Here is a 13107-nt window from a genome sequence, read left to right as displayed (position 1 = left end):
TTTAAAATTATGGAACTATGAATTTGAGAGTCCTAACCTTTCTTTGTTTGCTATTTCCTTGTCTGGTTTGTGCGCAAAAAAAGGCAAAACCAAAGATGTTCGTTTATGGATCGGACATTACTGCCCTGTCTGCTGCAATACAGGCTGCCAGATCGAATGTTCCGACCGTCATGCTGATGGACAGGCCGATTTTGGCAGAGGAAATCACTTCCGAAGTCCTTCAGATTGAAGGCAACAAAAACTTGGATGGTGGAATATGGATGGGCATACTGATGGAAATGGCAATCAGCAAGACCCGCGATGATTCCTTGGCTCAGGTGGTCAAAAAGGATTTTAATCCACAATTGGCAAGGAATGCCATTGACAAGTATATGCGTGAATTGCCAAACCTGACCGTCATTAAGGAACAGAGCATATCTAAAGTAACCCGAAATAAAAGAAATTGGGAAATTATCCTTTCCAATAGACAGAAATTTGAAGTGCTGTCGGTGGTAGATGCCAGTGAAGATGCAGGCCTGGTTAAGGCATCTGGTCTTAAATTGGATTCGGCATTGCAAGGTGGATATACTAAAGCCAAGGATATGGGGCTGGCAATCAGCAGGACCAGTTTGGCCGTAGGAGAATTGGATAGGGCTTCCTCTGTGGTCTTCCTGAAAGATTTGTTGGACTTTGAAAAAGAAAACCTGTTTGATATCGGGCGATTGAGATCCATGGCTAAATCGCCGGATAACATTGGATTCAGATCTTCCTTTGGGCAGGCCATTGGTGCTACAGCAGGCTATACAGCTTTCTTCAAGACCGATAGCAAGAAAATCGATATCCGTAAGCTACAAGCAGAGCTTTTGGCTTTCAAGGCCAGATTGATCCCGTACCAGGATGTGGAAGTTAAAGACCCTCATTTTGCTGCCATCCAAAAATGTTATTTGACTGGTTTCTTTTTGGGAAAGGAAGTCGAGGGGAAATACATCTTTGATGGTGACCAAATCGTCAAATTTAAGGATGTCAAAGCTGTCCTAAATGATATTTATACCCGTAGTCAGTTATGGTTTTTGGATAATTACCGTGAGGATGAGATGACGTGGAAAGATTTATTGGGCATGATCAAATTCATTGCCTTTAAGGGAGATGAAGTAGATAGACAGATCGCCAAGGATTGGAAAACCAAATTGAAGTTTGAGGGGGAGTTTTCTCCAGAGAATAAAGTGACTAGGGATCAATTTGCTGTCGTGGCCGATCTTTTTTCCAGTTCATTTGCAAAAGCCATCAATTTAGATGGAAGCTTTGTCAAATAGGGAAGATATTGATATATAAAAAAGGCCCTTCAACAATTTGTTGAAGGGCTTTTTCTAATCTATGGTAATAGTCCTAGGGGCATTTTATACATATGCGAAAACAGTTCCCATACCTTCATTATTGGTAAAGGTGGTATCCAAGTTGATCAATTGACCGGTTCCGATATTGATCACCATTCCATGGATTGCTAAATCGGCACCATTCTTCCATGCATTTTGGACGATAGAGGTAGAGGTCAAGTTGAATACTTGCTCCTTTACGTTCAATTCTACCAGTTTGTTTGCTTTTTCTTCTTGATCTTCAATAGAATCAATCTCCGCAGCGTGCAAACGGTAAACATCTTTGATATGGCACAACCAGTTGTCGATGATGCCGTATTGTTGAGAACTCAATGAAGCGGCAACACCACCACAGCCATAATGGCCAGCAACGATGATATGTTTTACTTTCAATACATTGACCGCATAGTCTAATACTGCTAACATACTCATGTCTGAATGGACACACATATTGGCGATATTACGGTGTACAAATACTTCACCGGGTTTCTTTCCCGTCAATTCATTCGCAGGAACACGACTATCAGCGCATCCAATCCATAAGATTTCTGGACTTTGGCCTTTAGAAAGTTGTTGAAATCTGCCTGATGTATCTTTCGCTACGAAGTCCATCCAGTCTTTGTTTCCTTCTAAAATCTGAGTAAATCCTGTTTCTAATTCTTTTTGTCCCATTATTATGTGATTTTATTTATTTGTAAGGTCTAATGAAAGACCTTACAAGTTTCTGCAATTATTTTAAATTAATTAAACTACTTTTTTAAGTTTTTGTTTTTTGGCGATGCCGTTTCTTTTGTACGTAACATCGTTCAGCTCAATTTCCAGGCCTTTGCTAATGGCATTTTGCTCGAAATCCTTAATGACATCGATGACATCCTTGTCAATAAACTTACTTTTTTGACCATCAATGATGATGGATTTTACACTCTTCGGAAGATTGTAAAGTTTTTGTTGAATCGGTGCTTTGTTCAAGAAAGTTACCTCTTCTGCCAAAGTGATGACAGCTGTTTCGTTCTCTGAATGATCTGTTGATTTGATGTTCAGGTGGTATGCATTGTGCATGTTTGCACGCAGGATATAGAAAGTCGCCACCAAGATACCAATTCCTACACCGGTCAATAGATCGGTGAACACTACAGCAACAACCGTAACTACGAAAGGAATAAATTGATCCAACCCTTTTACCAACATTTGCTTGAACAAGGCTGGTTTTGCCAGTTTATAACCTGTATGCAATAGAATTGCTGCCAAACCTGCCAAAGGGATCAAGTTGATCATACTAGGGATGGCCAATAAAGCTAACAATAACCAAACACCATGCAAGATTGACGATTGTCTGGTCTTACCACCTGCATTCGCATTTGCTGATGAACGTACGATTACTGAAGTCATCGGTAAACCACCCAAGAAACCACTTGTAATATTACCAATACCCTGAGCGATCAGCTCGCGGTTCGTTGGTGAATTACGTTTCAAAGGATCCAGTTTATCTACGGCTTCAATACTCAACAAGGTTTCTAAACTTGCGATGATCGCAATGGTAAAGGCCACAATCCATACTTCTTTATTGAAGATCTGGGTGAAATCCGGGAAAATGAAAAGTCCTTGGAATTCAGCAAATGAGGATACCACTGGGATATTCACAAAATGTCCTTGGCTCAATGCGAATGAAGTTCCTTGGAAGGCAAAACCTAAGCCTACACCTAATAATACGACGATTAGCGGTGCAGGGATTTTGTTCAACTTCTTGATATTTGGCCAAAAGATCAATACGGCCAATGAAAGGAAACAAATAATGGTGGCACCCCAATTGACATTTGAGATCACTGTGTTTGTAAAGGCAGTAATTCCGCCACCATTTTCAAAATCGAATGCATTAGTTTCCGATAATCCAAATGCTAAAGGGATCTGTTTCAGTATAATGGTGATACCGATTGCGGCCAACATGCCCAATATGACAGATGATGGAAAGTAGTTTCCAATCATTCCTGCCTTAATGATCCCGAGGATCAATTGGATGGCACCTGCAATAAGTACGGCCAAAATAAAGGTTTCATAAGCGCCTAATTGTTCAATGGCACCTAAAACAATAACTGTTAATCCTGCTGCTGGACCACTCACAGATAAGGGTGATCCTGAAATCGATGCTACTACAATACCACCGATGATACCGGTCAAAATACCGGCAAATAGAGGCGCTCCAGACGCCATTGCAATTCCCAGACATAATGGCAAAGCCACTAAAAATACTACAATACTAGCTGGGAAATCATATTTTAAGTCCCTTTTTGATAATTTCAAAAAAGCGGACGTACGTGTACCAAACATAAACCTACGTTTTAAATTTTTAATTCAATAAATGATAATTTGATTCAGTATTCCTATTAAGACGTCGATCTAATGAGGTCAGAACAGGGTATACCCTTAGGATATTGAATTAACAATTAGGAGGTGGAGTGGGTACGGAGGCATGGTAGGCACAGATACTCTTCTCGTTTTTCAGGTAGTGTTTAATACCAGCGCTATTTTCTACGGTTGGGTTGAAAAGCATGAAATCAATGTCACCTGGTCTAAAGATCTTGATACCTGTTTCGTGCAGGTCCTCATTGTTGCTGTTAGTCCCTTTCGCGGTGTTCTCAATTTCAAGCTGCATGACTACTTGTAAGACTGTACCTTTATCCAGTACATCCACAAACATAGGGGTAATAGAAATCAGCATCTTCGTGAAGAAGATAAAGAAGCAAAGTTTTGCTGCCAATATTCTATATGCCTTTGTAAACATGTGGGTCTTAGTAATCATTTCTGCAACAAAAATAAAATTAAATTTTAAAATAGTTTCTTTTTTGAAATTTTATTATGAAAAAATTACAAAAGTCGCCTCTTTAATCTGAATTCTTAATATTGCGTTAACATAATTTTGTTTAAAATCTTAATTTGAATAATTATATCTTTATTTATTATTTCAATTAGCATTTTAAGGCTATAACTTATGAAAGAACAATTTATTGAAAAGATAACTGCCTCCTATAATCCTAAGGGGCCATTTATACAATTAGGTTCTGGTATCCTTGATGGTGAGATTGTAACAGCAGCTAAGGTAAACCTCGCTTTAAAGATGATGAACCGACATGGTCTGATTGCAGGAGCGACCGGAACGGGTAAAACCCGGACCCTGCAGTTGACTGCTGAACAACTATCGGATGCCGGTGTGCCGGTTTTCATGTTGGATGTAAAGGGGGATTTATCGGGATTAGCTGAACCTGGAAAAACCAATGATGCCTTGATAGAGCGTGGAAACGCTGTTGGGATCCCTTTTGAACCCGCAAGTTTCCCTATAGAACTGTTTTCTCTTTCCGGAAAATTAGGTGCTCCAATGCGAGTTACTGTCGAGGATTTTGGTCCGGTGCTACTGGCCCGTATCTTGGACCTGAACGATACCCAAGCTGGGGTATTGAGTGCTATATTCAAATATGCGGATGATACGCAGTTGCCTATCGTCGATTTTCCGGATCTCAAAAAGTTGCTGAGTTACCTTTCTGATGGGCCCGGCGCTGAGGAAATCAAGAATGATTATGGTAAGATCTCGACAGCAAGTGCCAATACGATCTTAAGGAAAATTGTCGCTATCGAACAACAGGGGCTTGCCCATATCTTTGGCGAAAAAGAATTTGATATACAGGACCTGTTTGGAAAAGTGGATGGAAAAGGGGTAATTACCTTATTGAACATTTCCGATATCCAAGACCAACCTTTATTATTTTCCACATTTTTATTGAGCCTTTTGGCCCAATTATTTAAGAAATTACCTGAAGTTGGGGATTTAGATAAACCTAAATTGGTGTTTTTCTTTGATGAGGCACACTTATTGTTTAATGGAGCATCGAAGGCTTTCTTGACGCAGATCGAGCAGATCGTTCGATTGATCCGTTCAAAAGGAGTAGGGGTGTTTTTCTGTACACAGGCGGCAACGGATATTCCTGAATCTGTTTTAGGACAATTAGGAAACAGGGTCCAACATGCTTTAAGAGCATTTACCCCGAACGATGCCGATAACTTAAGGAAAACGGTGAAAACTTATCCTACATCGGAGTTTTACGAGATCGATAAGGTCTTGACCTCATTAGGAACAGGGCAGGCTTTGGTAACTGTATTGAATGATAAGGGTATTCCGACAGAGGTGGTTGCAACGCATTTAGTGCCTGCAAGAGCCATAATGGGTCCATGTAGCCCTCAGTTATATGAGGAATTGGTTCAAAATTCGGATTACCGTTCGAAATATCAAGAACGAGTGGAAAGACAGACTGCATCGGAAATCATTGAGGAGCGCATGAAGTCTTTTGAAGCAAAGAAAGAGGCCGAGGCGGCACAGAAAGAAGCGGAGAAAGCAGCAGGGAAAACGAGGTCTTCTGGATCTAGGAGACAAACACCTTTGGAAGCCGCACAGACGCAGGCGAGCAGGACATTGGCGAGAGAGGGCGCGAAATTATTAGGGAAGATTGCCAATGGCATCCTAAACTCTATCTTCAAAAAGAGATAATATTTAAAACATTATATTTGCAAACGAAAATCGAGTACTAAACAAAAAATTACATTATGGGAAAACCAACTTTGGTGGTTCTAGCAGCGGGAATGGCTAGCCGTTATGGTTCATTAAAACAAGTGGATGGTTTTGGTCCACATGGGGAAACAATTATTGATTATTCCATTTTTGATGCGATCCGTGCCGGTTTTGGAAAAGTAGTTTTCATTATCCGTGAAGAATTTGAAGCCGTGATGCGTGAAAAATTTGACGCCAAGCTTGCAGGTAAGATCGAGGTAGCTTATGCTTTTCAAGATTTTAACTTGAGGAAATTCGGAATCGATAAAGATATTGAACGTGCTAAACCTTGGGGTACAGCTCATGCTGTGATGAGTGCGAAGGATGAAGTTGATGGACCTTTCTGTGTAATCAATGCTGATGATTTTTATGGTTATGATGCCTTTAAGAAAATGGCTGATTTCCTAAGCAATGAGGCGGATGATAAGCACATGTCTTTGATGGGATTTGCATTGGGCAATACCATGTCGGACTATGGCTATGTTTCTCGTGGTGTATGTGAGGTGACTCCTGAAGGCCATATGGCTTCCGTTACGGAAAGAACGAACATCTATTATGATAACGCTGAAGGCGACAAGAAAATCGTCTTTGAAGAGAACGGAGTAAAAAATGAATTGCCAGCGGATGCACGTGTATCGATGAACTTCTGGGGCTTTACTCCTAAAATCTTTGAAGTGGCGATGGAGATGTTCCCTAAGTTTGTTGAAGAAAATGGTGATAATCCTAAATCAGAATTCTTTATCCCTTCTGTTCCTGACTACATGGTAAAAAAAGGACAGGCTGACTTTAAAGTAATTCCAACTTCTTCGAAATGGTTTGGTGTTACTTATATGGAAGATAAACCAATCGTACAGGAAAGTATCTCAAAATTGGTAGCTGATGGAGAATACCCTCAGAAATTATTTTAATACCAAGTTTTAAAAATATATCGAATGGCAGGCATAGTCCTGCCATTTGTTTTTCCACAATATTGATATCTTTATTTCTTTAATCGATCTATGATGAAGAAAGTTATGATGGCCCTTCTCTATGTGTTTATTGGATTAATCGTGTTTGCAGGTCTATACTTTGCGGCAGATTCTGTCTTGTCAAGGATTTCTGCCGATAAGCCTGATAAAGAGGGAAAACCTAAAAATATCACGGTTTATGTGCTATCCAATGATGTACATACCGATATCGTGCTTCCCATTCGGAATGAATTACAGGACTGGACAGAGGTATTTCCCATTGAAAACAATAAAGGAAAAGATTTGAATCAACAATATGTTTCTATTGGTTGGGGTGATAAGGGCTTTTACCTGAATACCCCTGAGTGGAAGGACCTGACCTTAAAGACTGCTTTGGTAGCTGGTTTGGGTATTGGTGAAACTGCCCTGCATGTTACTTACTATAAACGGATGGAAGAAAATGACCTTTGCTATAAAGTTCATATCGATAGCAATCAGTATAATGTCCTGAAAAGTTATATCCTGAATTCCTTGGATATGGGGGAGGATGGTAAACCTATTTTGATTGAGACGAATGCGCAATATGGTCCTGATGATGCATTCTATGAGGCTAAGGGAGCTTACAGTTTGTTTTATTCCTGTAATACTTGGTCTAATGCTGCTTTGAAAAACGCAAATATGCCATCTGGAGTTTGGACGGTTTTTGATAAGGGGATTTTAAGGCATTATAGGGATTAAGGTTATATTGGAATATATCTGAATAAAAAAAAGCTGCATTTGCAGCTTTTTTTTATTCAGATAATAATTTTGTCAATTCTTTTTGGATTTCTGCCCCTTTATCTTCGTTATACCATCTTTGGATGTTTTCTTTGATTTCCTCCATGGGTTTTCCTTCCGCTCTTTCAGTTTCGAAGATTTCCTGTAGTGCATCTGGACGTGGTCCCCATACCACTTTATCATGTCCTACATCATTACGGATGATCAATTTCGGGATTGATTTTCCACCATTGGTCAAGTAATCGTCGATTAAAAAAGGTTCAGTGTCGCGAAGTTGAATATCAAGATCGATAAAAGGATTGTCCTTTACGATTTTATAGATCTGAGCAACGGAGTGCCCTGCATCCCCACACCAAGGTTCTGTGATTAAGATCCAGTGTTGAGGATCTTTGATGTTTTCAATGCATACTTTCATTTCTGATGATGGTTCAAATTTTTTCAACCATCTGTTCATTCTGGACCAATTGAGTTTAGCGTAACTTAAATAGTCAGGGTTTGATGAGTATGCTTCGTGTTTTTCGGTATTGTTTAAGATATCCTCGAAGTAACTCTGGTATTCGTCAAAAGTCATGTTGGATTAATTTTTTCAAAAATACATATTATTCCAATATTTGAGAAAAAATGACAGAATGTCACGCTCAAATGACAATTCCTTGCAGATTTTTCCGACTTTGGAATGACAAAGTCAGATAAAACTGTTTGGCATAAGCGTTGTTAATAGAGAATAAGTAATCATTAAACATTAAAGAAAACACAACAAGATATGTCAAAAATTATAGGAATCGACTTAGGAACTACCAACTCATGTGTAGCCGTTATGGAAGGTAATGAGCCGGTAGTTATTGCAAATAACGAAGGAAAGCGTACTACACCTTCTGTTGTTGCATTCGTAGCAGGCGGGGAACGCAAGGTTGGAGATCCAGCAAAACGTCAAGCCATCACTAATCCACAGAACACGATCTACTCGATCAAGCGTTTTATGGGGGTTACATACAATGAGGCAAAAGGCGAAATCGACAAAGTTCCTTATAAAGTAGTAAAAGGCGACAATGATACACCACGTGTGGAGATTGGCGACCGTAAATATACTCCTCAAGAAATCTCAGCAATGATCCTTCAAAAAATGAAGAAAACTGCAGAAGATTACTTAGGACAAGAAGTAACTCGTGCCGTAATTACCGTACCTGCTTATTTTAATGACGCACAACGTCAGGCAACGAAAGAAGCTGGTGAAATCGCAGGCTTGAAAGTAGAACGTATCATCAACGAACCTACTGCAGCAGCATTAGCATATGGTCTTGAGAAAGCAGACAAAGACATGAAAATCGTAGTTTTTGACTGTGGTGGTGGTACTCATGACGTTTCAGTATTGGAATTAGGTGACGGTGTGTTTGAAGTAAAATCTACTGATGGTGATACGCACTTAGGTGGTGATGACTTTGATAACGCTATCATTAACTGGTTAGCTGACGAGTTTGCAGACGAAAACGGTGGATTGGACTTGAGAAAAGACCCAATGGCATTGCAACGTTTGAAAGATGCTGCTGAGAAAGCGAAAATCGAGTTGTCAAGCACAACTTCTACAGAGATCAACTTACCATATATCACTGCAGATGGATCTGGTCCTAAGCACTTAGTTCGTTCTTTATCACGTGCTAAATTCGAAAGCTTAGTAGGTCCACTTATCGAACGTACTATCGAGCCTTGCCGTACAGCATTGAAAAATGCAGGATTCAGTACTTCAGATATCGACGAAGTAATCCTTGTAGGTGGTTCAACTCGTATCCCAGCAATCCAGGATGCTGTTAAGAAATTCTTCGGAAAAGAGCCTTCAAAAGGTGTTAACCCTGATGAGGTAGTAGCATTAGGTGCTGCAATCCAAGGTGGTGTATTGACAGGGGAAGTAAAAGATGTGTTGTTATTAGACGTAACTCCACTTTCTTTAGGTATTGAAACCATGGGTGGTGTAATGACCAAATTAATTGAGGCCAACACAACTATCCCTACGCGTAAATCGGAAGTTTTCTCTACCGCTTCGGATAATCAACCATCTGTTGAGATCCATGTATTACAAGGTGAGAGACCAATGGCTGCTCAGAACCGTACGTTAGGACGTTTCCAATTGACAGACATTCCTCCTGCACCTCGTGGAATCCCTCAAATTGAAGTAGTATTTGATATCGATGCTAACGGTATTATCAAAGTGTCAGCAATCGACAAAGCTACAGGTAAAGAGCAAAACATCCGTATCGAAGCTTCTTCAGGTCTATCTGACGAAGAGGTTAAGAAAATGAAACAAGAAGCTGAAGCCAATGCAGAAGCTGATAAAAAAGTAAAAGAGGAAGTAGATAAATTGAACTCTGCTGATGCCTTGATCTTCTCAACTGAAAAACAATTGAATGAATATGGCGATAAAATCTCTGCAGATAAAAAAGGTCCTATCGAATCTGGTCTAGAGAAGTTGAAAAAAGCACATGCTGACAAAAACTTCGCAGATATAGAGACTGCATCTACTGAATTGAATGCTGCATGGAGTGCTGCATCTGAAGAAATGTACGTTGCATCGCAACAAGGAGCCGGTCAACAACAAGCTCAAGGTGATGCTGGTCAAGCAAACAATGGCGGAAACCAAGGTGGTGGCGCTGATGACGTGCAAGACGTAGATTTCGAAGAGGTTAAATAAAACATTAAGTTTACCCCCTTATATTGAAAAGGAGTTGCCTGGAAATGGGCAACTCCTTTTTTAGTATTTAGTAATGAGTATTTAGTATTTAGACCTTGGGGCTGTTTAATTATGGATATAAATCATTATTTTGTTTATCTAAATACTAAATACTAAATACTACAACTCATGAACATCGAAGAACTTCGGGATTATTGCATCGCAAAAAAGGAAAGTACAGAGGAGACACCATTTGGTCCAGATACTTTAGTGTTTAAGGTATTGGGGAAAGTCTTTCTTCTGGTAGGATTAGACCAGGTGGACCAACTTTCTTTTAATGTGAAATGTGATCCTGAGTATGCCGTTGAATTAAGGGAGAAATATGAACATACTGTCTTGCCTGGTTACCATATGAACAAAAAGCATTGGAATACGGTACATGCTAACAGGCAGTTGAACGACCAAAAACTCTTTGAGTTAATAGACCATAGTTATGAGCTGATTGTTCAAGGCTTACCGAAGAAGGAACGTGAGAAACTATCTTAAAGTTTAAACTTTTCCTTTACCTCTTCTAAATAGCTTCCGCCAATGGGAATTTCCATATCCTCTATCCAGATAGAATGTCTGTCTAGCTTACTGATTTTGTTCGAGTTGATAATATAGGAACGATGGACCTGCAAAAAAGAATCATCTGCCCACTCCGATAGAAATTCTTTGATGGTCATCCTTGCCAATACCTCACGGCCTTCTAGAATGAACCGAATATAATTGCCAACGGCTTGAAGGGCCAAGACCTCTTTCAAATCAATCTTTATCATTTGATACCCGTCCTTCACAAATAAGCTTGGGTTGTTGTCTATCACACCTTTTAGTTCCAATAATTCCTTAGCCCTAATCACTGCCTTTTCAAAGCGGTCAAAAGTGTAGGGTTTTAGGAGATAATCCAATGCCTCCAGTTCAAAACCAGATAGGGCATATTCAGAATAGGCGGTAGAGAAAATCACGAGTGGTTTTTCTTCCAGGCCCTTGAATAAGTCAATTCCATTGATGTCTGGCATTCGCACATCTAAGAACATCAATTGAACCTCATTATGTTGTAGATATTCCTTTGCCTCAAGACCATTCAGGAACTGTTTTTCCAGATTTAGATAAGGAATTTGTTCGGCGTATCTCCTGATGATATCCAGTGCTATCGGTTCATCATCTATGGCAATGGCTTTAATCATTTTCGTTCATTTTGGATGCTATCTCCGAATGAGGGACTTCATCGAGGTCAATGGTCAGAAAAACAAAATACTCCTGTTGGTTTTGTTCCATAACCAGCATATAGCGGTCAGGGTAGGTCAGGTCCAGCCTAGACCTTACATTTTCCAGCCCGATTCCTGATTTCGTTCTTTCCAGGTCGGTTCCGGTGCTTTTGTGAATGCTGTTGTAAACGGAAAATTTCAACTGTCCATCGACCACATCTGCATTCACCTTGATCCAGGAAGGTTTGCTCATACTGATGCCATGTTTGAAAGCATTTTCAACAAAGGGAATCAGGAGCATCGGTGCAATGTACAAGCTGTCCAAGCTATCTATGATTTCATGTTCAATCTTGACGTTAGGAACACTCTCAGTCCTTAAGCTCTGAATAGCGATATATTCTTTTAGGTAACTTAAATCTCTGGAAAGAGGGATTTGATCCTGTTGGTTTTCAAAGATCAGGAAACGCATCATTTGGCTCAGCCGTTGAACCGAATCTGCAGTGCGGCTTGCATTCTCCTGCAGGGCAATTCCATAGATGCTGTTCATGACATTGAACAGAAAGTGCGGATTTACCTGAGATTGCATCAGTTTATATTCCGCTGCGGTCTTGCCCAAGTCTTTTCTCAAGAAGTCGATGGTCTTTTTGTCAGCTCGGTACCTGAAAAAGTAAAAGTAGGTCGCCAAGATCACAACAGAAGCAAATAAGGCGCCTACAAATATGATTTTGTCACTATATCGTCCATGTATAAGTTGGACAAGGATCAGGAAAGGGATAAAAATAAGGATTGCACTCAATATGCTGATCAAGATGTACTCCACTTTGGTGATCTTCTTTTTGACCAATAGCTCCAATAGCGAAAAGTTATTTAAGGCATATAGCAGGTAGCCAAAAGGAGCATAGAGGAATAAAATGGCCAAATGTCGGTGTATGGACATGGAAATCACAAAGAAAATCAATGACATGCCGATAATGAAGAGGAATTCAGTAATGAATCTCCTGAAGGTCATTTTATGGTTTGATCTAGTGCTGCTTAAATTCATAATCGAGTTATAAAATTATAAAAAAGAAAATAGTATTAGCCTAAAGCGGATTTTTCTTGAGGATAATTGAAGGGAAGAATCGGAAAGCCTAGAAAATCGGGATCCTGGTTCATCAAGGTTTCCTGAAAGTGATCAATGAGATGAATGGTTCCATGTGGATACTCCTCCTGCAAGTTGAAGTATGATTCAATGGGATGTAGGAGTTGATCTTGCAACTGGTTTTGGTAGTTCGTTTCGAATATGCTGGTCAAGAATCGGATTAGATAATAAAACATCATAACTTTCAATTTTCTGCCTTTGTTTATTCCTGACACAATAATATTGAAGAATTTGATGGCCCCTAAATTTTTGTGATGAACCTATGGAAGGAAATGATGAATCATGTTTTTAATGTAAAAAAGCTGAATCAAAAGAGAATATGATTGGCAGAAATAATCGAAACGGGTCAAATAATTCTATCTTTGCCAATCATTTGGAGATCTACCC

At 39.7% G+C, this 13107-nt stretch carries 13 protein-coding genes; 6 read left to right on the top strand and 7 right to left on the bottom strand.

Translation table 11 applies throughout. From position 1 onward, the window contains the following. Positions 1 to 17 precede the first annotated feature (17 nt). Entirely contained in the window at positions 18 to 1292 is a 1275-nt protein-coding gene (locus tag NMK93_RS16910) for an FAD-dependent oxidoreductase (protein ID WP_254529049.1), read from the top strand. An 84-nt stretch (positions 1293 to 1376) separates the two neighbouring features. Here the strand turns inward: NMK93_RS16910 and NMK93_RS16905 are convergent, their stop codons facing one another. The 3 genes from NMK93_RS16905 to NMK93_RS16895 form a co-directional block, all read right to left on the bottom strand. Further along, entirely contained in the window at positions 1377 to 2024 is a 648-nt protein-coding gene (locus NMK93_RS16905) for a carbonic anhydrase (RefSeq protein ID WP_185213946.1), read from the bottom strand. 72 nt (positions 2025 to 2096) lie between these two features. Next, positions 2097 to 3677 (bottom strand): SulP family inorganic anion transporter, encoded by a 1581-nt coding sequence (locus NMK93_RS16900; protein ID WP_185213947.1) that lies wholly within the window; start codon positions 3675 to 3677, stop codon positions 2097 to 2099. 109 nt (positions 3678 to 3786) lie between these two features. Beyond that, complete coding sequence (locus NMK93_RS16895) at positions 3787 to 4131, bottom strand: hypothetical protein (protein WP_237219504.1); 345 nt, start codon at positions 4129 to 4131, stop codon at positions 3787 to 3789. 207 nt (positions 4132 to 4338) lie between these two features. On the opposite strand from NMK93_RS16895, the gene NMK93_RS16890 reads away from it, so the two are divergent. The 3 genes from NMK93_RS16890 (at position 4339) to NMK93_RS16880 (ending at position 7631) form a co-directional block, all read left to right on the top strand. Further along, positions 4339 to 5886, top strand: coding sequence for a helicase HerA-like domain-containing protein (locus NMK93_RS16890; RefSeq protein WP_254529051.1), 1548 nt, complete (start codon positions 4339 to 4341; stop codon positions 5884 to 5886). Positions 5887 to 5942: 56 nt separating this feature from the next. Beyond that, the gene (locus tag NMK93_RS16885) at positions 5943 to 6854 is read left to right on the top strand and encodes a sugar phosphate nucleotidyltransferase (RefSeq protein ID WP_185213949.1); all 912 of its coding nucleotides are present in this window, start codon (positions 5943 to 5945) and stop codon (positions 6852 to 6854) included. 90 nt (positions 6855 to 6944) lie between these two features. Continuing rightward, entirely contained in the window at positions 6945 to 7631 is a 687-nt protein-coding gene (locus NMK93_RS16880) for a TIGR02117 family protein (RefSeq protein ID WP_254529053.1), read from the top strand. Positions 7632 to 7683: 52 nt separating this feature from the next. Here the strand turns inward: NMK93_RS16880 and NMK93_RS16875 are convergent, their stop codons facing one another. Then, a complete protein-coding gene (locus NMK93_RS16875) occupies positions 7684 to 8241 on the bottom strand; it encodes a thioredoxin family protein (RefSeq protein WP_254529055.1) in 558 nt (185 codons plus the stop codon). A 192-nt stretch (positions 8242 to 8433) separates the two neighbouring features. On the opposite strand from NMK93_RS16875, the gene dnaK reads away from it, so the two are divergent. Both dnaK and NMK93_RS16865 read left to right on the top strand, forming a co-directional pair. Next, on the top strand, positions 8434 to 10353 hold the full coding sequence (gene dnaK / locus NMK93_RS16870) for a molecular chaperone DnaK (protein ID WP_254529057.1): 1920 nt from the start codon (positions 8434 to 8436) through the stop codon (positions 10351 to 10353). 168 nt (positions 10354 to 10521) lie between these two features. Then, positions 10522 to 10878: an MmcQ/YjbR family DNA-binding protein gene (locus NMK93_RS16865; RefSeq protein WP_254529058.1), complete on the top strand. Its 357-nt coding sequence runs from the start codon at positions 10522 to 10524 to the stop codon at positions 10876 to 10878. Here NMK93_RS16865 and NMK93_RS16860 read toward each other — a convergent pair. From NMK93_RS16860 to NMK93_RS16850, 3 genes are read right to left on the bottom strand one after another with little or no spacing between them, the layout of a single operon-like run. Then, the gene (locus NMK93_RS16860; RefSeq protein WP_254529059.1) at positions 10875 to 11558 is read right to left on the bottom strand and encodes a LytTR family DNA-binding domain-containing protein; all 684 of its coding nucleotides are present in this window, start codon (positions 11556 to 11558) and stop codon (positions 10875 to 10877) included. The two genes, NMK93_RS16865 and NMK93_RS16860, sit on opposite strands and share 4 nt — an antisense overlap. After that, the gene (locus tag NMK93_RS16855; RefSeq protein WP_185213954.1) at positions 11551 to 12621 is read right to left on the bottom strand and encodes a sensor histidine kinase; all 1071 of its coding nucleotides are present in this window, start codon (positions 12619 to 12621) and stop codon (positions 11551 to 11553) included. The genes NMK93_RS16860 and NMK93_RS16855 overlap by 8 nt, the downstream gene beginning before the upstream one ends. 35 nt (positions 12622 to 12656) lie before the next feature. Next, a complete protein-coding gene (locus NMK93_RS16850; RefSeq protein WP_254529060.1) occupies positions 12657 to 12899 on the bottom strand; it encodes a hypothetical protein in 243 nt (80 codons plus the stop codon). Positions 12900 to 13107 lie beyond the last annotated feature (208 nt).

Origin of the sequence: Sphingobacterium sp. LZ7M1 (assembly GCF_024296865.1) — a bacterium.
Lineage (GTDB): Bacteria > Bacteroidota > Bacteroidia > Sphingobacteriales > Sphingobacteriaceae > Sphingobacterium.
This window is presented reverse-complemented; position numbering and strand designations above follow the sequence as displayed.